Origin of the sequence: Propionispira raffinosivorans DSM 20765 (genome assembly GCF_000381065.1) — a bacterium.
Taxonomy (GTDB): domain Bacteria; phylum Bacillota; class Negativicutes; order Selenomonadales; family Selenomonadaceae; genus Propionispira; species Propionispira raffinosivorans.
Genome location: NZ_KB905839.1, coordinates 106,355 through 131,523 on the forward strand (window position 1 = coordinate 106,355; position 25,169 = coordinate 131,523).

23 protein-coding genes are annotated in these 25,169 nt (G+C 36.9%); all 23 read left to right on the forward strand.

The window, feature by feature from the left end:
- Nucleotides 1-26: 26 nt before the first annotated feature.
- The 23 genes from lptB (at nucleotide 27) to F606_RS0100595 (ending at nucleotide 25,165) form a co-directional block, all read left to right on the forward strand.
- Nucleotides 27-746, forward strand: a complete 720-nt coding sequence (gene lptB, locus F606_RS0100485; RefSeq protein ID WP_019551890.1) for an LPS export ABC transporter ATP-binding protein — start codon at nucleotides 27-29, stop codon at nucleotides 744-746.
- Between the two features lie 10 nt (nucleotides 747-756).
- Nucleotides 757-1,842, forward strand: a complete 1,086-nt coding sequence (locus F606_RS0100490) for an LptF/LptG family permease (RefSeq protein ID WP_019551891.1) — start codon at nucleotides 757-759, stop codon at nucleotides 1,840-1,842.
- 33 nt (nucleotides 1,843-1,875) lie between these two features.
- On the forward strand, nucleotides 1,876-3,093 hold the full coding sequence (locus F606_RS0100495; protein WP_019551892.1) for a DUF3084 domain-containing protein: 1,218 nt from the start codon (nucleotides 1,876-1,878) through the stop codon (nucleotides 3,091-3,093).
- A gap of 22 nt (nucleotides 3,094-3,115) precedes the next feature.
- On the forward strand, nucleotides 3,116-3,517 hold the full coding sequence (locus tag F606_RS0100500) for a RuvC family protein (RefSeq protein ID WP_019551893.1): 402 nt from the start codon (nucleotides 3,116-3,118) through the stop codon (nucleotides 3,515-3,517).
- Between the two features lie 182 nt (nucleotides 3,518-3,699).
- Nucleotides 3,700-4,992 carry an S-layer homology domain-containing protein gene (locus F606_RS0100505; RefSeq protein WP_019551894.1) on the forward strand — a complete coding sequence of 431 codons (1,293 nt, stop codon included), beginning with the start codon at nucleotides 3,700-3,702 and terminating at the stop codon, nucleotides 4,990-4,992.
- 352 nt (nucleotides 4,993-5,344) lie between these two features.
- A complete protein-coding gene (locus F606_RS0100510) occupies nucleotides 5,345-6,667 on the forward strand; it encodes an S-layer homology domain-containing protein (protein WP_019551895.1) in 1,323 nt (440 codons plus the stop codon).
- 186 nt (nucleotides 6,668-6,853) lie between these two features.
- On the forward strand, nucleotides 6,854-7,300 hold the full coding sequence (locus F606_RS0100515; protein ID WP_019551896.1) for a hypothetical protein: 447 nt from the start codon (nucleotides 6,854-6,856) through the stop codon (nucleotides 7,298-7,300).
- Nucleotides 7,301-7,331: 31 nt separating this feature from the next.
- Nucleotides 7,332-8,258 (forward strand): hypothetical protein, encoded by a 927-nt coding sequence (locus F606_RS0100520; RefSeq protein WP_019551897.1) that lies wholly within the window; start codon nucleotides 7,332-7,334, stop codon nucleotides 8,256-8,258.
- Between the two features lie 155 nt (nucleotides 8,259-8,413).
- On the forward strand, nucleotides 8,414-9,928 hold the full coding sequence (locus F606_RS0100525; RefSeq protein ID WP_019551898.1) for an LPS-assembly protein LptD: 1,515 nt from the start codon (nucleotides 8,414-8,416) through the stop codon (nucleotides 9,926-9,928).
- 9 nt (nucleotides 9,929-9,937) lie between these two features.
- Nucleotides 9,938-10,924, forward strand: a complete 987-nt coding sequence (locus tag F606_RS0100530) for a bifunctional heptose 7-phosphate kinase/heptose 1-phosphate adenyltransferase (RefSeq protein WP_019551899.1) — start codon at nucleotides 9,938-9,940, stop codon at nucleotides 10,922-10,924.
- A gap of 36 nt (nucleotides 10,925-10,960) precedes the next feature.
- A complete protein-coding gene (rfaE2, locus tag F606_RS0100535) occupies nucleotides 10,961-11,434 on the forward strand; it encodes a D-glycero-beta-D-manno-heptose 1-phosphate adenylyltransferase (RefSeq protein ID WP_019551900.1) in 474 nt (157 codons plus the stop codon).
- Nucleotides 11,435-11,453: 19 nt separating this feature from the next.
- A complete protein-coding gene (locus tag F606_RS0100540) occupies nucleotides 11,454-12,476 on the forward strand; it encodes a glycosyltransferase family 9 protein (protein ID WP_019551901.1) in 1,023 nt (340 codons plus the stop codon).
- Between the two features lie 159 nt (nucleotides 12,477-12,635).
- A complete protein-coding gene (locus F606_RS0100545) occupies nucleotides 12,636-14,507 on the forward strand; it encodes an LTA synthase family protein (RefSeq protein ID WP_169558409.1) in 1,872 nt (623 codons plus the stop codon).
- A gap of 14 nt (nucleotides 14,508-14,521) precedes the next feature.
- A complete protein-coding gene (locus F606_RS0100550) occupies nucleotides 14,522-15,625 on the forward strand; it encodes a glycosyltransferase (RefSeq protein ID WP_019551903.1) in 1,104 nt (367 codons plus the stop codon).
- 15 nt (nucleotides 15,626-15,640) lie between these two features.
- Nucleotides 15,641-16,642 carry a glycosyltransferase family 9 protein gene (locus tag F606_RS0100555; protein WP_019551904.1) on the forward strand — a complete coding sequence of 334 codons (1,002 nt, stop codon included), beginning with the start codon at nucleotides 15,641-15,643 and terminating at the stop codon, nucleotides 16,640-16,642.
- On the forward strand, nucleotides 16,639-17,610 hold the full coding sequence (locus F606_RS0100560) for a glycosyltransferase family 8 protein (protein WP_019551905.1): 972 nt from the start codon (nucleotides 16,639-16,641) through the stop codon (nucleotides 17,608-17,610). Before F606_RS0100555 ends, F606_RS0100560 begins: the two co-directional genes overlap by 4 nt.
- 12 nt (nucleotides 17,611-17,622) lie before the next feature.
- A complete protein-coding gene (locus F606_RS0100565) occupies nucleotides 17,623-18,603 on the forward strand; it encodes a glycosyltransferase family 8 protein (protein WP_019551906.1) in 981 nt (326 codons plus the stop codon).
- Nucleotides 18,604-18,618: 15 nt separating this feature from the next.
- Nucleotides 18,619-19,605 (forward strand): glycosyltransferase family 8 protein, encoded by a 987-nt coding sequence (locus F606_RS0100570; protein ID WP_019551907.1) that lies wholly within the window; start codon nucleotides 18,619-18,621, stop codon nucleotides 19,603-19,605.
- 17 nt (nucleotides 19,606-19,622) lie between these two features.
- Nucleotides 19,623-20,540 (forward strand): WlaTC/HtrL family glycosyltransferase, encoded by a 918-nt coding sequence (locus tag F606_RS0100575; RefSeq protein WP_019551908.1) that lies wholly within the window; start codon nucleotides 19,623-19,625, stop codon nucleotides 20,538-20,540.
- 16 nt (nucleotides 20,541-20,556) lie between these two features.
- The gene (locus tag F606_RS0100580; protein WP_019551909.1) at nucleotides 20,557-21,531 is read left to right on the forward strand and encodes a glycosyltransferase family 8 protein; all 975 of its coding nucleotides are present in this window, start codon (nucleotides 20,557-20,559) and stop codon (nucleotides 21,529-21,531) included.
- Between the two features lie 30 nt (nucleotides 21,532-21,561).
- Nucleotides 21,562-22,491 (forward strand): WlaTC/HtrL family glycosyltransferase, encoded by a 930-nt coding sequence (locus tag F606_RS0100585; protein ID WP_019551910.1) that lies wholly within the window; start codon nucleotides 21,562-21,564, stop codon nucleotides 22,489-22,491.
- Between the two features lie 37 nt (nucleotides 22,492-22,528).
- A complete protein-coding gene (locus F606_RS0100590) occupies nucleotides 22,529-23,584 on the forward strand; it encodes a glycosyltransferase family 2 protein (protein WP_019551911.1) in 1,056 nt (351 codons plus the stop codon).
- A gap of 366 nt (nucleotides 23,585-23,950) precedes the next feature.
- Nucleotides 23,951-25,165 (forward strand): MBOAT family O-acyltransferase, encoded by a 1,215-nt coding sequence (locus F606_RS0100595; RefSeq protein ID WP_245542065.1) that lies wholly within the window; start codon nucleotides 23,951-23,953, stop codon nucleotides 25,163-25,165.
- Nucleotides 25,166-25,169 lie beyond the last annotated feature (4 nt).

Sequence of the window (25,169 nt, forward strand, 5' to 3'; positions counted from 1 at the left end):
GTAAGAAAAATGGAGGAATTGCCCCCGTGTTTATAGAAGCTAAAAATTTAGTTAAAACATATAAAAATCGCAATGCTGTGGATGGGGTTTCTCTGAAAGTCGAAAAAGGTGAAATTGTCGGCTTACTGGGACCAAATGGTGCAGGGAAAACGACAACATTCTATATGATTGTGGGTCTGGAAAGGCCAAGCAGTGGAGATGTCTATATATCTGATGTCAAAATTACCAATATGCCAATGTATGAAAGAGCAGTGCAGGGAATCAGCTATTTAGCACAGGAAGCATCCATTTTTCGCAAGCTTACGGTTGAAGAAAATCTCATGGCAATTTTAGAAACGACTAGTTTATCCAAAGAAGATCGGCAGAAAAAGATGGATGCACTGCTGGCGGAGTTCCACATTGGGCATGTGCGCAGTCGCAAAGGTACTGAACTTTCTGGTGGAGAACGCCGCCGTGTTGAAATTGCTCGGTGTCTGGCGATTGAACCGCACTTTATTTTGCTTGATGAGCCATTTGCTGGTGTTGATCCGATAGCTGTGGCTGATATACAAGCAATTATTGAATATCTTCGGCAGCGCGGTATTGGTATTTTGATTACCGATCATAACGTTAGAGAGACACTTAGTATTGTCGATCGGGCTTACATTTTAAATGAGGGTAAAATTCTGCTTGAAGGTGACAAAGATACAATAGCCAACAGCGATATTGCCAAAAAATTCTACTTAGGCCATAATTTTACATTATAGGAGAAATGCAATGCGAATTTTAGACAAATATATTATACGAGAAGTTTTCCTTACCTTTATATTCGGCATATTTGCATTCTCCGCTGTTTTTGTTGGCTCAGGAACTTTATTCCGAATTGCTCAATATATGACAGATTATGGAGCATCCTTTACGGCAGTATTGCGGCTGTTTATTTTTAGTTTGCCAAGCATTATTGTTTTAACATTTCCTATGTCAATGCTATTGGCTACATTACTTACATTTGGTAAATTATCAGGGTCAAGTGAACTTACCGCGATGAAATCTTGTGGTATTAGTTTTTCACGAATTGCAATGCCTGTGATTATGATTGCATTTTTTGTCAGTGTTTTTGCAATTGCCTTTAGTGAGTTTGTTGTTCCAAAAGCAAACGAATCTTATAATAATATTGTGCGTTATGAAATTCAGGGAAATACTTCGCCAAAATCACAGGATCATATTATAGTGAAAGAGATAAAAGATAATAATATCCAACGGCTTGTTTATGCACGGCGTTATGATGCAGAAACAAATTCTATGCAGGGCGTATCCGTGCAAGAGTTTGAAAAAGAAGTTCTTGTCCATGTGGAAAATGCGGAATACGCTACATGGGAATCGGATCATTGGACTATGTATAATGGAATGTTGTACGATTTTTCTGGTGGAGAAACAGAACGAACGATTCGGTTTGATAAACAAAATTTGCCAATTATGCAAGATCCAAAAGCGTTGGTACGAGAACAAAAAAAACCGGAAGAACTTACCATGAAAGAACTGCGGGCGCAGATTAACATTATGAAATCGCAGTATGTAGATACGAAAAAACTTGAAACAGAATTGTACCAGCGAATCACAATTCCCATGGCAAGTCTGGTTTTTGCTTTGATTGGCATGCCATTGGGGCTGCAGCCGAACCGGACTAGTTCCTCCATTGGTTTTGGACTTAGTATCATCATTATTTTTGTTTACTATAGTATAATGACATTATCGAGTGCGCTTGGGCAAGGCGGCATACTGTCACCAGCTTATGCCGTTTGGATTCCAAATTTGATCGGGTTCATTGCTGGAGTGATATTATTGCGCAAAGCAGCGAAGTAATAGATTTTAATTTTATTAGGGATGTGACACCTTATGTATGGAATCGTTCTTATCATAGTTCTTGTGATTACGGGTGGTGCGATTGCTTTTATTGGTGATCGGTTAGGGACAAAAGTCGGCAAAAAAAAATTGTCGATTTTTGGGCTGCGCCCGAGACATACATCGATTATTGTAACGATTATTACGGGGATTTTGATTACAACATTGACATTTGGTATTATGGCTGCGGTGTCGAAAGATGTACGGACGGCATTATTCGGTATGGAAAAACTCAATCGGCAAATTAAAGAAACGCAGACGAATCTCACGGTGGTCACGGATGAACTTGCGGCGGCGAATATGGAACAAGAAAAAACGAATAAAGATTTGGTGAAAACACAAAACGAAGTGAGTGCATTAAAAACAATCCAAGTGGAACTGGAAAGCCGTAATATGGCATTAGAAGTCAATAATCGAAACCTTGAAGCTGGGAATGCCCAGCTTGTTTTGCACAATGATGATTTAATGGCACAAAACAGCACTTTAGGTGATCAAAATACCAGTCTCATGCAAGCTAATAGTTCATTGAATGAAGAGAATAACATATTGGCTGTGCGAAGTGCCGAATTTCGCCAAGGTCTGCAATTTGTTCGTCAAGGTGATATTATTTATCGGGCCGGAGAAATTATTGCCAGTGGTGTGGTGGATGTCGCAAACAATGACAAAACGATCAATGCTGATCTTACGAGCCTTGTCTATCTGGCTAACCGGAATATTACCCAGCGCATGGGAGCTAAGAGCCCGATAGAAGGGGTTTGGATTTCGCAAAAGGAATTTGATGAAGCCTTTAATACGATAAAAAATGCCAGGCAAAATACAGTTATTCGTATTGTAGCTGCTGGTAATATTGTCTATGGTGAACCAGTTCGGGCTAATATACAGATTTATAAAAACAGTCTTATTTATCATGAAAATGATTATGTTTTTGCTGAAAAATTCAGTGTAAAAGGACAAAGTGCGGATGAAGCAGAACGCACGGTTGTTGAATTTCTAAAGCATGTCAACATTTCGGCTATTAAAAAAGGTATTCTGTCCGATCCGATTAAAGGTTCCGTAGGTGTTATGACGGGATCACAATTTTATGATATTATTAACAGCATCGATCCGATACGCGGCGATATTTTGCTTACTGCCTATGCTCAATCAGATACCAATGCACTGGGGCCGCTTAAGTTACGGATAAAGGTAGAAGAAATTTTGGGGCAAAAATGAAAAAAATAGTCAGGTGATTGAAATGCAAAAGACAATACTATCCATTGATCCGGGACGTGAAAAATGCGGGGTCGCGGTTGTTTCGCGCTCCGGCATATTAATTAAGCAGGTAGTGGCGACAATAAATCTCCTGACAGAAATCGGAAAACTGTGCGATTGTTATCCGGTTGATCTGATTATCATGGGAAATGGCACGACCAGTAAAGCGGCACAGTTTCAAATCAAAGCCGCTTTTCCTGATATGCCCCTGCAAATTTGTGAGGAATATCGCACCACCGATGCGGCAAAAATTCGTTACTGGCAGGAAAACCCTCCGAGCGGCTGGAGGCGCTTACTGCCAACGACGATGCAGGTACCGCCAGATCCAGTGGATGATTATGCTGCCGTGATTTTAGCCGAACGATATTTTATTAAGAATTCGTAAAATTTTTGTAAAATTTTTCATAATATTTGTTGCAATCATCAACGGAATATGCTATTATAAAAAAGGACTTGAGATTGGATGAAGAGGAAAGGCCTAGATGAGGAAACGTGGATACTCAGCGAACGGTTATTCTTCCTAAAAAAATCGATAGTTCGAAAATAAATTTTAGGGGGATTTTTCAAATGAAAAAAACATTAATCACAGCAATTACTACTGCATTAGTAGTAGGCGCAGCAAGCACAACTTTTGCTGCAGCAAATCCTTTCAGCGACGTTCCATCTGACCATTGGTCTTATGACGCTGTTAGTCAATTAGCAAAAGATGGTGTTATCGATGGTTACGGCGACGGAACATATCGTGGCGACCAGAAAATCACTCGTTATGAAATGGCTCAAATGGTAGCAAAAGCAATGGCTAAATCGGATGTTTCCGCTGCTGATAAAGCAATGATCGACAAATTAGCTGCTGAATATGCTGATGAATTGAACAACCTTGGCGTACGTGTATCAAACCTTGAAAAGAAATCCGATAACGTTAAATTCACTGGTTTAATGCGTTTGGATGCTAAAAGATATAATGATACTGCTGTTCATAATGATGATACAGTTGGAACTGGCTTACTCCGTTTAGATATCAATGCAGCTGTAAATGATAACTGGGCTGTAAAAGCACGTTTAGATGGTCAGACTAGCTTAAACAATGATAAAGGCGATGCTAATGGTGACGATAAAGTTACTGTTAAGAGAATTTATGCAGAAGGTCCTTTGTTCGGCGCAGATACTAAAGTTGGTAAATTTGGTGCTTTTGACAACGAAAGTTTAACCAATGGTGGTTTAATCATCGATACGGACTTAACTGGTGCTGAATTTATATTTGGCAATGCCTTAAAAACAAAAGTAACATATGGTCGTTTAGATACAGAAGATATCGCTAATATTGGTTATTCTACATCTGCTGCTGATTATGCTGCTATCCAGTTTGGTTATACTGCAGGCAAAGTAGCTTTGGGTGCAGGTTATACACATCTTAAAGATAATGCTAACGGTAATACCACTGGATTTACAAACAATTATGGTGATGACAAAGTTGGAATCTGGAATGTTGGTTTTGACTATGCATTAAGCAAAGATTTTACTATCGGCGGCGAATATGCAAGCAGTGACGCTGATGCTAAAAACGTTGGTTATAACAGCGATGAAGAAAAGGCTTATTCTGCACAGTTAACATACAAAGGTGCTAAATCCGATGTTGCTGGTTCTTATGGCTTATGGGCTGCTTACCGTTCAATCGGTGAATTAGCTACAATTGCTCCAACATATGATGGTGCTGAAGCTGGTCTTAAAGGTTATGAACTTGGTGTAAATTACATGCTTGATAAAAATATCATGACTAAAGTAGTTTATTTTGATGGTAGCGAAATTACTTCCGATACAGATATCAAAAAAGTATTCGGTCGTCTTGAATTCGCATTCTAATTTGAGATACAATATCAAAAAGGCTCTCACTTCGGTGAGAGCCTTTTTTTACGTCAAATACCATCTATAAAATGCATTAAAGAAATATAATGCAACTTATATAGATAAATTGAGCATAAAAGATGTGCATTGGATAAAACAACCCTAAATAGGGTGATTATATTGATTTTTGGTTAAATTTATGTAAATTTTGGGTGTACAGCTTGTAATTAACAACTTTACATGCTATCATAAAAAAGAATTTGAGATTCATTGGAAGAAAACAGCAATGAGGAAACGAGGAAACTCAGCGAATTGTTCTTCTTTCTAAAAATTTAGAATTCATCAATAAATTTTAGGAGGACTTATTTTTATGAAAAAAACTCTAATCACAGCGATCACAACTGCATTAGTAGTAGGTGCTGCCAGCACAACGTTTGCTGCTGCCAATCCTTTCAGCGATGTTCCAACAGACCATTGGTCTTATGATGCTGTCAGCAAATTAGCAAAAGACGGTGTTATTGAAGGTTATGGCGACGGATCATTCCGTGGCGATCAGAAAATCACTCGCTATGAAATGGCTCAAATGGTAGCAAAAGCAATGACTAAATCGGATGTTTCTGCTGCTGATAAAGCAATGATTGACAAATTGTCAGCTGAATATGCCGATGAATTAAACAACCTTGGTGTTCGTGTGACAAACCTCGAAAAAAAATCCGATAACGTTAAATTCAATGGTTTAATGCGTTTGGAAGGTGTACGTTATAATAAAGCTTATAAAGGTAATGATGATATCGCGGGTACCGGCTTGCTTCGTTTAGAAATCAATGCCGCTGTCAATGATGATTGGTTAGTAAGAGCCCGTTTAGATGGACAAACTAGTTTGAATAATGATAATGGTACAATTGGCACATCGACTGGTAAAGACCAGGTTACTACCAAAAGAATTTTTGCTCAGGGACCATTATTTGGTGCAACAGCAAAAATTGGTAAATTTGGCACATTCGATAATGCTGCATTAACCAATGGTGGTCTTATTATCGATAAAGAACTTACTGGGGCAGAATTTGCTTTTGGTAAAGCGGTAAAAACTACATTGACTTATGGTCGTATTGCAAACGGGAGCATTCTTGGTATAGTTGGTTCAAAAGCTGGTCAGGTTGCGGATTATGCATCGGCACAATTCAGCTATGCACCGACAAAAGCCTTAACCGTAGTAGCTGGTTATAATTATTTGAGTGATGATGGTTTCACAAATGTTAAATATGCCGGAAAATCCATAGGTGATAATTATGGTTTCTGGAATGCTGGTTTTGATTATAAACTCACAAAAGATTTCACTTTTGGCGGTGTTTATGTAAAAAGTGATGCCGAAACAAATAATGCAACGATTAATTCCATTCAAGCCGATAGTAGTGAAGCTAAATCTTATTCTATACAGTTAACATACAAAGGCGTAAAAGCCAGCGTTCCTGGTTCTTATGGTCTCTGGGCTGCTTATCGTCAGCTTGGTTCATTTGCAACCATCAATACGACTTTTAATGGTGCTGAAACTGGCACAAAAGGGTATGAACTAGGCGCAATGTATATGCTTGATAAAAATATTTTATCCAAAACAGTTTACTATGATGGTGAAAATATCACGGGTGGTAAAGATATTAAAAAAGTATTCGAACGTCTTGAATTCGCGTTTTAATTTTAAATTATATAATTTGCTATTTATAGCAGACAAAAAGAGCTTTTGCTTCGGCAAAGGCTCTTTTTGATATGCTATAAATTTGATTCATCCTAGAATGAGCTCGATTAAAAGGGTTTTTCTTTTTCATCGCGAATCTGTAAAAGAGTCAACAAAAAATGTATTTATTCAAAGTGAGGGGATCGTATGAATTTTAAGAAAATACTTATTGCATCAATTTTGGTGTTAAGCCTGACTTGTACGGCAGCGATCAATTCAACGCAGGCTTTTAGTCTGGGCAGCCTGGGGGGCATCATAAAAGCTGGTGGGATTGCTGTATTGGTTGATACCTTTTCTGGGCAGTTGAATAGTTTCATTAATACGCTTACCGCAAAAAATGGTGTTAGCTCAGATTATGCAACAAAAGTCGTACCAGTTATTACCGTGGGCAATGGAACTTATGCTGGAGCAGCACAGGTTACCGGACCGCAGGATTTAGTTGATCAAACAAAAGCGGTTTTGCAGCTTGAAGGAGATTTTAGTGGGGATCGTTTCCGGATCAAGGCGTTGATTCCAATCAACACGAAAACCGCTACGAACTTTTCGCGTGTTCAGGGAGTTGGGGTATCTGCACAAATCGATGTAAAAATATAACTAGAAAAATAATAGGAGGTTTTAAAAAAATATGATGAAATTTCGTAAAATTACATCCTTACTGCTGGCAGGAATGTTCTTCTTTTCGACTGTAATGGTATCCGCACAGGAGATCGACAATACAGTACAAGGCAAACTCGTGGCAATCGAAAATGGCATGTACGGGCATACACAAACAGGTGCATTGTTGGAACGAACCAATAAATTAGAAAAAGACTATTTGGGAATGCATCCTACTGGTACAATGATTAGCCGTATTGATAATCTATATAACATTCTGTACGATAATACGTCTGCGCCATCGGCTATAACACAATTGAATGCTATTGAATGGGCTGTCACACATGAAGTTACGATGAACTCCATCCAGGCAAGAAGCGAGCAACTGGAAACAGTTATTGAAGGCGGACCAAAAGAAGGTACCTTGAAAAAACGTATAGCGAAGCTAGGAGAACTGGCTTTTGGGGGAGTGAAAATTCCTCTGGTGCAGACCAGTATTCCAACCGATACATTGGTGAAAATAGCGCTTGTGACACCAATTAAAAGTCAGGAACTCAAAGTTGGTGATACAATAAAATATCAGGTAGCGGAAGATGTTATGATCAATGGAACTTTGGTTTTTGCCAAAGGTGCACCGGGAATAGGAACTGTCAATAAAGTGACACAGGCACGCAATTTTGGTCGTGATGCGAAAGTCGAAATTGGTTTTGATCAGACGACCGCGATTGATGGCAGCACCGTAACGACATTTCTGGGCGAAAAAGCCAAACAAGAAATGAAATCCGTTGCTATGGCAGCAGGTGCAACGGTTGCGGGCATGGTTCTTTTAGGACCAATTGGCGTGGTGACAGGTGCTTTTATTAATGGTAAAAACATTAATATTGAAGCTGGTACGGAGCTGTATATCCAAACAAAAGAGGATACAACTGTCTTTGGTATTCAAGCTGCTGCCAAATAAATTTTATATGGGAAAAACAAGACAGTCAAAAAAGGCTGTCTTTTTTTTTGTTATTTGATACAATATAAGGGAGTATCATAAGAGCAGGTATTTATGAATGGATGTCGAACATAAATTAAGTTAGAGATTCTGACGGATATAGACAGGAGAACGTAATGAAAAATAAGATAAAAATATGTTCAGGTTTGTTTGCTTTGGTTACGGTATTTAATTCCTATCTTTTAGCAGAAGCGGCACCGAATGCATTAGATATTTTAACAGATCGGGAAAATGAACGAGAAGCAGCCAAAGACCGTCTGGACCCGGAGCTGCAGGCACTGCATGACGAACTTGCCGCTCAGCAAAAAAATGAACCGAAAACTATTGATGCAAAATTGCCGCCCCCGGTAACCTTTGAAGGCGATGATATTTCTTTCAATGAAAAAAATGGCGAAGTCTTTGCAAAAGGGCATGTAAAAGTTACGCAGCTGGAGGCACGGATGACGACAGATGCTTTGCGTGGCAATACACAAAACTCAGATGTATATGTCGAGGACAAAATGCATCTCTTGCAGGTTCAAGCACCACCATTGGTTTTGGATGGTTATAAGACAAACTATAATTATCAAAAGAAAACAGGAACTATGGAAAATGCCAAAGGCAAAGTTGATGGACGGTATATAAAAGGCGAAAAACTGGAGTTTTATCCGGATGAAATGATCATTTATAATGGTTCCGTTACAAAATGTCCGGCGATTAAACCAGACTATCATATTAGTGCGGAAAAAATTGAAATTTGGCCGGATGATCATATGGTTGCTTATAATGTTAAATTTTATATTAAAAATCAAGTCATTTATTCGACCAAAAAATATGAAACGAAAATCGGGAAAAATAAAAAAGGCGAAAACACAGCCTTTCCCCGCGTTCGCTATAGTAAAGAAGATGGTATAACCATCCGTCAGGACTTTGAACAAGAACTCAAAAAAAATGTGAATGCCTATGCGGAGCTATCCTATTCACCAAAACGCGATTTTAAAAATGTGTATGGTGTTGGCTGGAAAAATAGTTTATTGAAACTAGCACTTGAAACAGGTGATTACGAAGATGGCGATAACAACTGGATTAAAAAAGAACCAACGTTTTTGATCGATTATGGTCCAAAGCAAATCGGTGATTTTCCGTTCCACTATTCCTTTAGTTCTGAATATGGTAAATGGGATGATGATATCAAGACAAGCTGGCATCAAAGCTATTCTGTCTATGTAGATCGTGATCCTATTAAGTTTAGTCCAAGCTTAAGTCTTTATACAGGCTTTGGTTATAAAATCATTAAAGAATCGTATGATAATTCACAAATTAATACGGTCATGTATGATGGCGTTTTACTGAAAGATATCAATCCTAAATTAACAGTTTATACAAGTTATCATTATACAAAAGACAGTAAAGTACAATCCGCTTTCGACTATGGAAATGCAGATTTTGCCAAAAATATTGAAAGTGGCTTTTCTTATAAATTTGATGACAAAAATCGCTTTGTTGCAGAACAAAGTTATGATGTAGATAAAAAACAGACGCATGATTTTGATTATTATTGGTACCATGATTTACATTGTGCACAAATGGAAGTCCGTTATCGTGAAAAACGGGATGCCTGGAGTGTGAAATTTCATTTAAAGAATTGGTAGGAGATCGTTATGAAAAGTGATTTATTAGATGTAATAGAGCAGATGCAAGGTAAACGGGTACTTGTCATTGGTGATATGGTGGCGGATGTTTATTTGCATGGAACAATTTCGCGAATTTCGCGGGAAGCCCCGGTGTTAGTTTTAGAACAAGCGGATGAAGAAATCATTGCCGGCGGCGCAGCTAATGTCGTACACAATGCAGCAACGCTTGGCGGTAAAGTGTTTGCCGTAGGCCTGCTTGGTCTGGATAATGCCGGGCGCGGCTTAAAAGAAATTCTGGAAGCAAAGGGCGTCAATACGGCGGGATTTTTTTGTGATGAAAAAAGACCAACGATCACGAAAACAAGGATTATTGCCGGCGGCAGAGCAACGGTGAGTCAGCAGATCGTTCGGATTGATAAAGAAAGCAAAATGCCGATGATTCCAGCTTTTGAAGCGAATATCATGCAATATCTGGAATCAATATTGCCACAGGTTCAAGGTGTGGTACTAAGTGATTACGGCAGTGGAACCTTGACGGACAGCATTAAGGCAATGATACTTTATCATTGTGCAAAAAATAGTATTCCAACGATGGTAGATTCGCGCTACGATATTTTGAGTTTTAAAGGTATAGATTTTATCAAGCAAAATGATGGTGAACTGGCAGCAGCCATGGGGTTTAAATTGACTACAGAAGAACTTTTATATGAAGCTGGAACAAAATTACTACACCAGATGGAAGCCAAAGGCGTACTTATAACTCGTGGTGAAAAAGGGATGGTTTTGTTTGAAAACAATGGAGCGATTCATGATATACCTGTATCGGATAAAAGCGAAGTGTATGATGTATCGGGGGCTGGTGATACTTGTGTTGCAACTATGATTTTGGCCCTTGCTGCTGGAGTTGAACCGGCTTTGGCTGCCGAATTATCGAACTTTGCCTCTGGAATTGCAGTTCGAAAATTGGGTACGGCCACAGTATCGGCTAGTGAATTAATGAAACTTGTAAAATAAAAAATTAAAAAACTGTGAAGAAGGTAGGAGAAATGTATGCTGATTGATGCCACTAAAATAGAAGCGTTCTGTGCCGAACTGCGTAAAAATGGAAAGAACATTGTTTTTACCAATGGATGTTTCGATATTCTCCATGCTGGACATGTACGGTATTTAAATAAAGCAAAGTCCTTTGGTGATTGTCTTCTACTTGGACTCAATACGGATGCTTCCGTACGCCGTCTCAAAGGCGAGAACCGTCCAATCAATAATGAACTTGATCGGGCTGAAGTTGTGGGGGCGCTAAAATCGGTCGATTATGTAGTTCTGTTTGATGAACCCACGGCTGAATCTTTGCTTGGTAAAGTAAAACCAGATGTTTATGTCAAAGGCGGCGATTACACAATTGCTACATTGCCTGAAGCAAAAACAGTTCAAGCGAATGGTGGTAGAATTGAATTTGTGAACCTTGTTGAAGGACGCTCAACGACGAATGTAATTGAAAAAATAAAAGCAGCTCCGAATTCATAGAGAAAGGGGTCTTCCTCTGATGATAATTCAAAATATCCTCGTTATCAAACTCAGCGCAATTGGTGATGTTATTCATGCCCTGCCAGTATCCCATGCGCTTAAAGAAACCTTTCCCAAGGCAAAAATTACCTGGGTTGTTGAACCGCCGGCTTATGACCTTTTGACGAATAATCCTTACATAGATGAAATTATTGTTTTTGAAAAAAAGAAATTCAAATCAATCGGCGGCTTTATGGAACAGATAGGGCCGTTTTCGTCTGCTCTACAAAAAACAAAATATGATGTCGTTCTTGATTTGCAGGGGCTTTTTAAATCTGCTGCCATCGCCTGGCTTAGCAAAGCGTCTTTGAAGCTGGGATGTGTGGATATGCGTGAATTTAGCGATAAAATAAGTCGACCAGTCATAGGAACAAATGCAAAAGGCCATATTGTTGAACGATATCTTGATGTGGTACGTGAACTTGGCTGCAAGGTCGAACAGGTTATATTTCCCCTTGTAATAACGGACAAAGAAGCTGATATTGCTGATAAATTAATGGTGCAGGCTGGTATGAATAGTCAAAATCCATATGTGGTTTTAGCCGTCGGTGCAAATTGGCCGAATAAACGCTGGCCAGCTAAATATTATGCAAAATTAGTCGACTGGTTCTATAATCAAAATATTATTCCGGTTCTGATTGGCGGTGGTGTAGTCGATGAACGTTTGGCTGATGAAATTGCAGCAGCAGCGGAAATTCCTCCGGTGAACCTTGTGGGAAAAACAACGCTCAAACAGCTAGCCCACATTATTAAAAAATCAAAAGTTACGCTCGGTGGCGATACCGGGCCCGTCCATTTGGCAGCGGGGCTTAATATACCAACCATTATGTTAATGGGACCAACGGATGCAAATCGCAATGGTCCATATCGTCAGCTGGATCACGTGATCGAAGTGTCCTATGATTGTAAACACTGTTGGAATCGTACGTGTAAGTTTGACAGAGATTGTCTCGACGCGATATCCGTACAACAAGTGATTGAAAAAATTAAAAATCTTATTTAGGGTTATTTTAAGTAATTCTAGATAGGATGAAAGATAGAATTGTGGAGTGATATGATGTCGCGATTTTCGGTGTTTTTTGAAAATATTCAAAGAGATATAAAAACGTATGTGTTTTTATTATTATTATTTTGTTTGTATCGTGGAGCTTTTATATGGATTATGCAAAGTTATATCGAACCGAATACAGGTATGACTGATATAGCATTGGCTATGTGGGCCGGGTTTCGTCTGAGCTTGAAATCAGCTGGAGTCTTGGTTTTGTTATCTTTTTTAGTCTGCACAATGAGCAATGTTCTTGTACCAAAACTTAAAACAGACTCCATTCGTTTATGGATGGGTGGCTTTTACATTGCTATTTTGTCGATTCTGTTTCAAGCACGATTTCCCTACTACAATGCATTTCATGTGACATTTAATCAAAATGTGTTTAATACCATGAATGATGATGTCTATGCATTGTTTATTACGATGATTCAGGAATACAATTTACCTGTTAGACTTTTAGGTGCACTGGTTATTTTGTATTTTTTGTATTTTTTGTTCAAAACATTGCTAAAAAGTCCCAATTATCCTTTGCCACATTTTACGACAAAGACACAAAATTTGTTTTTTCGTGTCTTTGTCGTAATGATGATCCCGATTTTTATGATTTTTATGCGATTCGGAGGTAGTTTTAATTATAACCATTCTATCAACTGGGAAAATGGAGCTATTACGAAGTCCAGCTTTTTGAATGAAGCTATCCTGGATGATATGCAGGCATTGTATCGTGCGTATGCTGTTCATGATCGTATGGCACAGGGGGATCAGATAAGTGGTATTCACAAAGAGAAAATCCGCGAATACAGTAAACTGGTTGCTGGGAATAATGTAGAATCAGATGATTTGACACCTTACTTAGCACGGCAGGCAGCGGGTGCTCAGATTGCAAAACCACGTCATATTTTTATCGTGATTGGTGAAACCTATTCACAATGGCCTTTGATGGAAAAATTTGATAAATTGAATCTAGCAAATGGCTTGAAAGATATCATCAAACAAGATGACACAGCGTATACGCAGGCTTTTTTGCCCAATGCATCCTTTACCGCAATGGCTGTTACAGCACTCGTCACAGGGCTCTCAGACGTTTCAATTCCCGTGAATTATCAACAGCGGAGCTATGAACAAACCTATATTACGGCATTGGCACCACAAATGCAGAAATTGGGCTATAAAGTTGATTTTTGGTATGGTGGTTTTCCCTCCTGGGAACGGATTAAAGATTTTACCTTGGCTCAAGGTTTTGATCATTTTTATAGTTGTGCAGATTTTGGTGCTGAACCAGATAATATTTGGGGAACAAAAGATGAATATATCTTCCAGGCGTTATCAAAACATCTTGATAAAGAAGCACCGACGGTGCATCTAATTTTAACTGTATCCAATCATCCACCCTATAATTTAGACTTGGATAAGGCTGGATTTGATGCGGCAAAAATCATGGATGGACTACCAGAAGATCAGAAAAATAATAAAGAATTAATTCGTAAACTTGGACATTACTGGTATATGGATAAAGTGGTTCATGACTTTGTCAAAGAAACAAAAGAAAAATATCCGGACAGCCTATTTATTATTACAGGGGATCATTCAGATCGGGTTAATGTTACGGACACACCAACCCCTTATGAACGGTATACGATTCCACTTGTTATTTCTGGACCTGGTATTACCAAAGCTTTGCTGCCAAGTGATATAGCTGGCAGTCAGGTGAATATTATGCCAACTTTAATTGAACTTTTAGCACCGAAAGGTTTTACTTACTATTCGATTGCAAATAGTTTAACCAAAGGCAATCAAATAGGTTTTAATAATGACTATTCGATTACGCCTTATGCGATTGGCAAGATAACAAATCCAACAGATTATGAAGTATTCAATCATGGTGATCTGTCAAAGATAGAGGCAGCACAAGATAGTTCACAAGATAAAATATCTATGATGAGAACTCTGTCCTGGTGGCTTTTAGTCAAAGGAAATCAATTATAAGGAGTACAGGGATCGTGAATATTTTGATTTTATTTTCACAGCCATGGCGCGTTGGTGGAGCTGAAACACATGTGGAAGCATTAATGCAGGGGCTCGTCGGGCATACTTTATTTTTAACGGTTAATGAGGGCAGCGATACAGACAAATTGAGACAGCTGCAAAAAAAGTTCCCTAACGTAGAAATCATCAAAATACAAGCACGCGGTGTAAATATTTTTCGGTGGATAAGCGACATTAAAAGCTTATGTGCTTTCATAAAAAAAGAACATATACAGGTGATTTCAGCGCAACAAAGAACGGCTGGGATTTGGGCTTATATAATTCGTCATTATACGCGGGTCCCTTATACGGTAACTATGCATGATCCATGGCATCGCGCTATGTTCAAATCGGTTTATGCAAAAATATTTTCTCAGGTGTTTTGTGTCAGTCGGAATCTTTCCGATACATTACAAAAAGACTTTGGTTTTCTTCCAGAGCAGATTCAACTCATCAATAATGGTATTGATTTTAGAAAATTTAAACCAAAAGACAAACAAACATGCAGGCAGGAACTAGGCCTTGATCCAACAGCCCCTTTTATCCTGCACGTCAGTCGTCTCAGTCGAGTCAAGGGAGCAGTGACGTTAAAGATTATTGACAGTATGCCAAGGGTACTGCAAAAAAGACCCGAAGCAAAACTGATCCTTATCGGTGAGGGGCCATTAAGAGCAACAATCAATGAAAAAATTCTTGCTTTTAATCAGCAATATGGCGATAAAATTCAAATTTATGATTTTGTTTCGTCCCTTACCGAATGGTATAATGCTGTTGACATACTGATTGGTGAAGGGCGCGTTGCGATGGAGACTTTGGCTTGTTTAAAGCCGATTGTCGCGATTCGAAATGCTGATACGTTTATTGGCTCTATAAATGGAGCCAATATTGCGTATGCTTGTGATGTGAATTTCGATGGGAAAGATCAGCCGGTAAATGCAGATAATATGGCAAGTGCGATGGATCGGGCCTTTCAACTAGAGCAAGAGGAAAGCCAGAAAATTGCTGATTATATTAAAGATCGTTTGAGTTTAGACACGATGGCACAAGCTTATATGGATGTATTTAAACGGATTACATAGAAGGAGGTTTCCCTGGTGAGAAAAATTTTAATTATCAATCGATTGGGAATTGGCGACGTCGTGGTGACTACGCCACTGGCAAAACTCATCAAGGAGTATAATGGTGCTCAAGTTGGATTTGTCGTTGCGGCAAAGTCTGCGGATTTACTAGTTAATCATCCTTATATTGATGATGTTTTTCCTTATAGTAAAAAAAATAAAAAAAACATCATTTTGGACATCAGGGAAAAAGGGTATGATGAAGCCATTATCGTAGATGATCGTTTTACTTCGACTGTACTAGCCTGGAAAGCAAACTGCAAATTGTTAAATAGGGGATTTGAGATATCGTTAGGCGCAAATCGGCTCTTTAAACGTAAACTGCATAAAGTAAAAGCAATAGAAGACTTTGCTTCTTATATTAAACTGATAAATCCGGAGGCAGAAAATTATGAAATAACAGCCGTATTGGGAAATCCTGATAAGACAAGAACAAATTATCTGGAAAATTGGCTGGCAGAACACAAAAATATAACAAAGAAACTAGTTCTTATTGTACCCAAAAGTGCAGCGCTTAACAAAAATTGGCCGATCTCATATTTCAGTGAAATAAATGATTTTTTAAATGCAGAAGGCATTATTCCAGTGTATATTGGTTCAAATGGTGATAAAGACTATATCAACCAGATTAAAGGAACTAAAATTAATGCGGCAGGTCTGTTTAGTTTGCGAGAACTGCCAACAATTGCTAAGCAGGCTGCATTTGCCATTTCAGTTTGTACGGGGCCGATGCATATTATAAGTACGGTAAACGTGCCGACTATTGTCTTATATGGTCCCAGTGATCCAATACGCTGGGCTCCAGAGAATGCTATCATACTAAAGAGCAGCCTGCCTTGTGTGCCTTGTCAGAGACTGGATTGTACGTTGCCAAAATGTGAACAAAACTGTATGGAACTCATTCATCCGGAACAAGTAAAACAAGTGATTACAGAACAAGGCTGGTTAGCAAGCGAAATCAAGGAGAGAACACTATGAATTTAAATCATGCGGTAAAAAAACAAGAAACATTTGGTGTTCTCAAATACGAAGACAAACAGCCTATACATATCGCATTTGGTGTGGATGCGAATTTCATTCGCCCAATGGGCGTAGCGATGACGTCATTGCTCGATAATAACCAGCAGCATAGTTTGGTGTTTCATGTGTTTGCTAATTCGATTGAATTGGTAGATATTGAACGACTAAACGAGTTGGCACAGACGGAGAATGTTCTTATCCATTTATATCATATCAATCCAGTTATTTTTGAGTCGATGCAAACGACCTGGAATTATACAGCTGCTACTTACAACCGGTTTATCGTAGCGAAACTTCTGTATCCTTCGATTGATAAAGTGATTTATATGGATGCGGATATGGTCTGTAAGGGAGATTTAGCAGAACTTATACAGCTTGATTTTTCCGATAAGATTGCTATGGTGGTTGCCGATCAGGGGAAATTTGTGGCAAACCATATGAAAACATTAGATTTAAAATATGGACAGTATTTTAATGCTGGCATGCTGTATATTGATTTAAAAGCCTGGAATGAAAATCAGATTTCGGAACAGGCTATGGACCTTTTAGCAAAAAGAAAGTTTTTTTTGCTCGATCAGGATGCATTAAATATTCTGTTGGATGGCAGAGCAAAGTTTATTGAACGTAAATGGAATGAAATTTGCAATATGGAGAAAAAATACAGCAGAATTTCTGAGGAAGCTGTAATCGTCCATTTTGCCTCCCGCAACAAACCATGGCATATCTGGTGTATGCATAAAGAAAAGGAATTATTTATTCGTTATGCCAAAGCTTCTCCTTGGTGCGATGTCCCATTTTTTTCTGTACCGCGTAGTTACAAAGAAATGAAAATGATGGGGGCAGCGATGCTCAAGCAGGGACAATATGGGAAAGCATTATCATGGTACTGGAAATATTGGCAGGCTAAGCGGGTAGAAAAGGAATGAGGCGGTGGAATCATGAATCTTTTTGATAATGTTATTTTAAAAACTGAAATTATAGATAAAAATCCAACATTTGAAATGAAAAAAGAAGATTTGCATATTGCATTTGGGATAGATGCTAATTTTGCAATAGGCATGGGTGTATGTATGACGTCAATCGCTTTACATAACCAGCAAGAAAAAATAAATTTTCATGTTTTTACAGATGGCATTCAAGCCGAAGATTTTGAACGCTTAAAACAGCTGACGCATTATAAAAATGTGAAGCTTATAATATATTATATAAACAAAAAGGTTTTTGAAAAATTTCCAACTTCTGTCGGGTGGACTTATGCAACCTATTATCGGTTTATTATGGGGAAAGTCTTATATGGACAAGCTAAGAAGGTTTTATATTTAGATGCAGATGTGTTATGTATAGGTTCTTTAAAAGAATTGATTGAAATTGATATGGAAAATAATACAATTATTGGAATTTGTGATTTTTTAGAAAACTTTATCGTACGCATGCAAGAATTATCAATAAAAAATGGAAAATATTTCAATGCAGGTGTTATGTACATTGATGTTGAGCGCTGGTGTGAGGATGAAATATCTGAGCGTGCCATACAATTATTAAGTAAAGACCCAACAAAATATAAGTCTTTAGATCAAGACGTATTGAATGTTCTTTTGGATGGAAAAGTAAAGTTTGTTAATAAAAAGTGGGATTATATGTATAATACGATGCGAATGAAACATCTATTGCCTAACGATACGATTTTAATTCATTTTACGGGTGATAAACCATGGCAAAGTTGGACGCAGCATCACTTTTTAGCGAAATATTATATGGAATATATACAAAAATCTCCTTGGCATAATGTTAAAATGAGAGACGCTTCCAGTTATAAAGAAAAACGCAAATTGGCGCGATCATATTTTCGGCGGCAGGAATATATTATTGCAATACAGTGGTATTGGAAATATCTTGTAGCGAGACAGCTAAAAAAATAGATTACGAGGTTTTTTATGGATATTTTTGATAATATTATAACTAGAATGGAATCGTTCAGTGGAGATGAAATTAAAAATAAAAAGATAGATATACATATTGCTTTTGGAATTGATGCCAATTTTGCTCGCGGTATGGGAGTTTGTATCACGTCTATTATTTTAAATAATTTAGATAAAAACATTGAATTCCATATTTTCACAGATCAACTACATGTTGTTGATTTAGAAAAATTAAAACAGTTAACGACGTATAAAAACATAAGCATTAAGATTTATTATATAGATGCCAATGGATTTAAAGCTTTTCCTATTACGATAGCATGGTCACAGGCTATTTATTATCGATTTATAATGGCAAAATTTTTATGCGATAAAGTAGATAAAGTTTTATATCTTGATGCAGATATTTTGTGTATAGGGTCCTTAGATGGTCTTATTCAAGAAGATATGCAAGGAAACATAATTTTAGCTATTGAAGATCAAGTTGGTGGACTGCAAGAAAGAATTACATATTTATCGATGCAAAGTAAACAATATTTCAATTCTGGTGTAATGTATATAGACATTAATCGGTGGAATAAAGAAAAGATTACAGATAAAGCGATCGATTTATTGCGAAAATATCCAGAACGATATAAATCATTTGATCAGGATGTTTTAAATGTTTTACTGGATGGAAAGACAAATTTTATAGATCGAAAATGGAACTATATTTATAATTTAGGCTATATGGAACAGGCTTTGCCCGGAAATGTAAATTTAATCCATTTTACAGGTGATAAACCTTGGCAGCAATGGACGCAACACCATTTTATGGTTAAATGCTACGAAGCTTATAGTCTTAAATCACCATGGAATAGTGTGCCGCTAACAGTACCTTTCCATTACAAGGAAAAACGTAGAATGGCGAAATCCTGCAAAAAAAATGGGGAGTACCTACAGGCATTCATATGGTTTGTCAAATATATATATACAAGAATTCAAATAAAATGTAAAGAATGAAAAGGAGGTGAATCCGTATGTCTGAAATCACGATCGTGAGTGGCTTTTTTGATATTGGCCGAGGTGATATGGCAGGCTTTCAGCGTAGTACTCAAAAATATGTAGAATATTTTAGATTTTGGGCAAGAATGAAGAATAAACTTGTTGTTTATACAGATAAAGTTACGGCTGAACAAGTATTGAAAATAAGAGATTCATTTCATTTAAAAGATAGAACACGAATTATTATTATTGATGATGTATATAAACTTGAACCGGACTTATTTAAACAAATTTGTGCTGTGACTGATAATAAAGAGGCAGTTAACTTTCGAACTTGTCCACAAAATCCAGAATCTTGGAATCCAAAGTATAACTACGTTACTTGTCTAAAACCATATTTTGTTGCTGATGCAGTAAAGAATGGTTATGCAGATGGAATGGTAGCTTGGGTTGATTTTGGCTACAATCATGGTGGACAAACCTGCATTCATGCGGAAGAGTTTGATTTTCTATGGTGTTATGATTTTACTCCAAAAATTCATTTGTTTGCTATGGAACCAATGGATGACATGCCGGTTTTTGAAATAGTACGAACCATGCGGGCTTACATCGCAGGTGCTATTATGGTAGCCCCAGCACTACTATGGCAGGAGTTTGCCGATTTGTACAAGCAGTCGGTATTGCACTTAACACATTGTGGGTTTGCTGATGATGATCAGACCGTTTCGGTTATGGCATATAGAGAAAATCCAGATCTATTTGAAATTCATCCAGTGGATGATTGGTTTATTGCCTTAAAAGAAGTGGGCGGTGAACATTTGACAAGAGCTTCAAAAATACAATATAAAGAATCAAAAAAACAAGCGCAAGCCTTATGGCAAGCTGGTAACTATACACAAGCTTTAAAATGGTATGGGAAATATGCAAGGGAAAAACTTCAGACAAAACGATAAGTTGAGGGTCTTACTAATGGAACTATTTGATAATATTATTTTAAAAATAGAACAAATAAACATTAAACGTACCGTTGAAGAATGTCAGACTGATTTTCACATTGCCTTTGGTATTGACAAAAATTTTGCCAGAGGTATGGGGATTTTAATGGATAGTATCCATTGCCATAATCAAGAAAAAAACATTAGTTTTCATGTTTTTACAGATGGAATTGAGCAGCAAGATTTAGCGAAATTACAAGAATTAACACAATATAATAATATTAGTATAAAAATTTATTATATTAATATTGAAGCATTTAGAAACTTACCAACGACGTTGGCTTGGTCATATGCTACTTACTATCGCTTTATTATGGGGAAAGTTTTACATGGATTGGTAGATAAAGTACTTTATATTGACGCGGATATTTTATGTATTGGGATGCTGGACAAACTGCAAAAGATGGATATGAAGGGTAACATTGTTTTAGCAATCAGTGAAGAGGGGCAATTTAATGTAAATCGGTTGTCACTGAAAAACGGAAAATATTTTAACGCTGGTTTCTTGTATATTGACATTAATAAATGGAACGATGCTCAGATTGCCGAGCAGGCGGTTGCTTTATTAACGGAAAATCCAGAAAAATATACCTATCTTGATCAGGATGTCTTGAATATACTATTAGATGGTAAAACTTTATTTATTGCACAGCAATGGAATTATCTATATGATATGCGCAAAATGGATAATAAACTTCCCAAAGATGTTGTTTTTATACATTTTATTGGTGATAAACCATGGCAGCAGTGGTCTGAATATCATTTCATGGTGAAGCTTTATCAGGAATATGCACAAAAAACGCCATGGGCTAATGTTCCGTTAGTAAAACCAAAACATTATAAAGAGAAAAAAAGAATGGCTCGTTCTTATCGGAAGCGAAATATGTATTTGCAGGCACTTTATTGGTACCTTGCTTATGCCGTTGCGAAAATAAAAGCAAAAAGTTAATCTAGTAGATTTGGTGGTGTGGAGAAAATAATGTCTGAACTTACAATCGTAACTGCATTTTTTGATATAGGCAGGGCTAACTGGAAAGGTTTTGAAAGAAACTCGAATAAATATGTGGAGTATTTCAAGTTTTGGGCTCGAATAAAAAATAAACTGGTTGTGTATACAGATGAAGCTACAGCACAGCAAGTGTGGAAAATTCGTGAAGGATATGGATTGAAAAATCAAACACAAGTTATAATAGTGAATGAAATTGATCGATTAGATCCAGAGGTCGCTTCGCAGTTAAATCAAGTAGTAGCCAATGAAACTCTGCTCAAATTTCGCGAACGACCAGAAAATCCAGAATCATATAGTGCCAAATATAATTATGTTACCTATTTAAAACCATATTTTATTGCTGATGCGGTAAAAAAACAACGAATTGATGGAATGATAGCGTGGGTTGATTTTGGTTATAATCATAATGGTGAAGCATATCCAGATACAAAAGAATTTGATTTTTTATGGGAATATGATTTTTCAGAGCATATTCATATTTTTACGACACAAGATATCGATGATATGCCCATATTTGATATTATCCATAAAATGCGAGTTTATATATCAGGTGGAATTATTGTAGCTCCTGCATTATTATGGACGGAACTCGCGACACTATTCAGACAGTCGATTTTACATCTAACTCATTGTGGATTAGCAGATGCAGATCAGACCTTACTCGTTATGGCTTATCGTGAAAAACCAAGCTTGTTTTCTGTGCATGCTGTGATGGATTGGTTTATGGTATTCAAAGAATTTGGGGCAAAGCATTTGTCGATTAAACATGCTAAGCCGCTTTATAAGACCTATAAAAGAGAGGCCAGAAAACATTGGCAGGAAAGAAAATATCAAGAAGCCATAAAATGGTATCTGAAATATGGAAAAGAGAAAATATGGAGATGTCCAAGACAAGGATAAATACAATGTTGGTTTTGACATAAAGGACAGGTGAGTTATGGCTTTAGTAAGTATAGTAATGCCAATTTATAATGCTGAAAAATATGTGTCGCAGGCAATTGACAGCGTTTTAAACCAAACGCTGTCAGACTTTGAACTTATTTTAATCAATGATGGATCAACTGATAAAAGTGCTGAAATTTGTGCATCCTATGCACGAGATGATCAACGAATAAAGCTGATTCATCAAAACAATGGTGGGATTTGTTCAGCTCGCAACAAAGGCTTGACATTAGCTCGAGGCGAATATATAGCATTTATTGATAATGATGATGTTTATTTGCCGGATTTATTAGAAGAAAATTATATTTTGGCAAAAAAATATAATGCTGATATTTTAAAATATGGAAACCAATATATCAAACAAAAAATTTTTTCAGTTGATGCGATTCATTCATCGGGAAAGCTCAATGAAGAAGCGTTGCTTGTTATAAGGAAAAATGATCTGCCGGCAGAATATAAGAAACTGAATGAAGCGGACTTATTAGTATATGTGTGGGATGGTCTTTTTAAGACGGAGTTGATTCGAGAAAAACAAATTACCTTTGACTCGCAGTTTAAATATGGACATGAAGATCGAGTTTTTTGCATGCAGTTATATCCACATAGCAAGTGTGTAGTGATAAATCCTAAAATTTATTATCAACATATTGTCTATAAAACATCGACATCAAGAGTTTTTTCAATTGATCGAATTGGCGATACGGAAAGGCTGTTGACGTATGAACAAAATTTATTTGATAGCCTGCAATTATCAAAAAGTTATCCTGCTTATTGGCAGCAGCGAGTTATCACCTATGTGATTTTAATTTGCAGTATCATGAGAAAACCAGAAGCAAAATTATCATGGCAAGAAGTATTGCAGGTTCTTCATACGCTGCGAGAAACATATTATCTTCCTGCTTTTTTTGGTTTTCATAAAACAGAACAGAGTAAACGATTGAAAAATAAAATATATGCATGGCTCTTTGAACGTAATTATTTAAAAATACTAGCTTATGCTTTATTGATTGATCGAAAAACAAAATATATGGTGCAACTTTTGGTTAAATAAATGTCAATACATTACAGAAAAGGAAGGTTTCTTAGTCCGATGTTATTTAATTCCTATGAGTTTTTATTCTTTTTTTTGCCGGTTGCAATGGGGATTTTCTATTTCATTGTAAAATTAAAATCTAAAAGATTGGCTGTGCCGTGGCTCGTTTTTGTGTCTTTTATATTCTATGCATGGTGGAATCCAGTCTTTTTAATATTGTTGGGTGCCTCCATTTGTTTTAACTATAGTATTGGTTATTTTTTGTTGCAGAAAAATCACCATTCTTATAAGAATATAAAACCTCTATATCTATTAATTTTTGGGGTTTTTATAAACTTATTGGCATTAGCTTATTATAAATACTTTAATTTTTTTATTTTAAATATGAATACTTTATTTAATTTATCTATACCAAGTGAAAATATAATTTTACCTATAGGCATTTCATTTTTTACATTTACGCAAATTGCTTTTTTAGTTGATGCTTACCGTGGTTGCGTTGAAGAATATCGATTTATCTCTTATATGTTGTTTGTGACCTTTTTTCCACATTTAATTGCGGGTCCCATTTTACATCACAAAGAAATGATGTCGCAATTTGAATCAGACAAATTATTGAAGGTTAACTGGGAAAATATAATAATTGGCACAGTGGTTTTTATTTTAGGACTTTTTAAAAAAGTAATTATTGCGGATCATCTTGCACTATATGCTACACCAATTTTTGATGCTGCAGCACAAGGCAATGTACCACAATTATTTGAAGCTTGGATTGGAGCTCTGGCTTATACATTACAGTTATATTTTGATTTTTCAGGCTATTCGGATATGGCTATTGGACTTGCATTATTATGTAATGTTCGATTGCCTGTGAATTTTTTTTCTCCATATAAGGCAAAGTCTGTTATTGATTTTTGGCGTAGATGGCATATGACGTTATCGCGTTATCTAAAAGATTATGTATATATTCCATTAGGTGGGAATCGGTACGGGGAATTTCGTCGTTTAAGAAATTTACTTGTGACTATGTTGATTGGTGGTATATGGCATGGTGCAGGTTGGACTTTTTTTGTTTGGGGTGGGTTACATGGTTTTTATTTAATAGTGAACCATACCTGGCGAAAATTTGAAATTTGTTTGCCAAATATTATAAATTGGGGTCTAACTTTTGTCAGTGTAGTGACGGCCTGGGTATTTTTTCGTGCCGATACACTACAGACGGCGATCCTTATAATAAAGGGCATGTTTGGTTTCAATGGGATAAGCTTAGCAGAAAACCTAGCTTATCGAATACCACTATTATCAGGCTTTGGCTTTGATTTTTCTGGGTTTATGACAATAACAAATTTGTCGCTAACTAAAGTAGTGCCTTGGATTCTTATAGCTTTGATTATTGTTTTGCTTTTGCCGAATACTATGGAACTTACGGCTGCCTATAAACCTGCATTGGGAATTAGTACAAAAAATATTGAGACAAAATATGTACAATATTGGCAATGGAAACCATCTTATGTATGGTCTATTGCACTTGGAATTATTGCTGTTCTTAGCATTTTATCAATGTCAAATGTCTCAGCATTTTTATATTTTCAATTTTAAATTA

Excerpts from the sequence above, each read along its gene's own strand:
- F606_RS0100515 (WP_019551896.1), top strand. The coding sequence starts at position 6,854 with ATGAATTTTAAGAAAATACTTATTGCATCAATTTTGGTGTTAAGCCTG.
- F606_RS0100510 (WP_019551895.1), top strand. The coding sequence starts at position 5,345 with ATGAAAAAAACTCTAATCACAGCGATCACAACTGCATTAGTAGTAGGT.
- F606_RS0100560 (WP_019551905.1), top strand. The coding sequence starts at position 16,639 with ATGAATTTAAATCATGCGGTAAAAAAACAAGAAACATTTGGTGTTCTC.
- F606_RS0100595 (WP_245542065.1), top strand. The coding sequence starts at position 23,951 with ATGAATACTTTATTTAATTTATCTATACCAAGTGAAAATATAATTTTA.
- F606_RS0100530 (WP_019551899.1), top strand. The coding sequence starts at position 9,938 with ATGAAAAGTGATTTATTAGATGTAATAGAGCAGATGCAAGGTAAACGG.
- F606_RS0100575 (WP_019551908.1), top strand. The coding sequence starts at position 19,623 with ATGTCTGAAATCACGATCGTGAGTGGCTTTTTTGATATTGGCCGAGGT.
- F606_RS0100505 (WP_019551894.1), top strand. The coding sequence starts at position 3,700 with ATGAAAAAAACATTAATCACAGCAATTACTACTGCATTAGTAGTAGGC.
- F606_RS0100585 (WP_019551910.1), top strand. The coding sequence starts at position 21,562 with ATGTCTGAACTTACAATCGTAACTGCATTTTTTGATATAGGCAGGGCT.
- F606_RS0100545 (WP_169558409.1), top strand. The coding sequence starts at position 12,636 with ATGCAAAGTTATATCGAACCGAATACAGGTATGACTGATATAGCATTG.
- F606_RS0100495 (WP_019551892.1), top strand. The coding sequence starts at position 1,876 with ATGTATGGAATCGTTCTTATCATAGTTCTTGTGATTACGGGTGGTGCG.
- F606_RS0100580 (WP_019551909.1), top strand. The coding sequence starts at position 20,557 with ATGGAACTATTTGATAATATTATTTTAAAAATAGAACAAATAAACATT.
- rfaE2 (WP_019551900.1), top strand. The coding sequence starts at position 10,961 with ATGCTGATTGATGCCACTAAAATAGAAGCGTTCTGTGCCGAACTGCGT.
- F606_RS0100540 (WP_019551901.1), top strand. The coding sequence starts at position 11,454 with ATGATAATTCAAAATATCCTCGTTATCAAACTCAGCGCAATTGGTGAT.
- F606_RS0100590 (WP_019551911.1), top strand. The coding sequence starts at position 22,529 with ATGGCTTTAGTAAGTATAGTAATGCCAATTTATAATGCTGAAAAATAT.
- F606_RS0100525 (WP_019551898.1), top strand. The coding sequence starts at position 8,414 with ATGAAAAATAAGATAAAAATATGTTCAGGTTTGTTTGCTTTGGTTACG.
- F606_RS0100565 (WP_019551906.1), top strand. The coding sequence starts at position 17,623 with ATGAATCTTTTTGATAATGTTATTTTAAAAACTGAAATTATAGATAAA.
- F606_RS0100500 (WP_019551893.1), top strand. The coding sequence starts at position 3,116 with ATGCAAAAGACAATACTATCCATTGATCCGGGACGTGAAAAATGCGGG.
- F606_RS0100490 (WP_019551891.1), top strand. The coding sequence starts at position 757 with ATGCGAATTTTAGACAAATATATTATACGAGAAGTTTTCCTTACCTTT.
- F606_RS0100570 (WP_019551907.1), top strand. The coding sequence starts at position 18,619 with ATGGATATTTTTGATAATATTATAACTAGAATGGAATCGTTCAGTGGA.
- F606_RS0100520 (WP_019551897.1), top strand. The coding sequence starts at position 7,332 with ATGATGAAATTTCGTAAAATTACATCCTTACTGCTGGCAGGAATGTTC.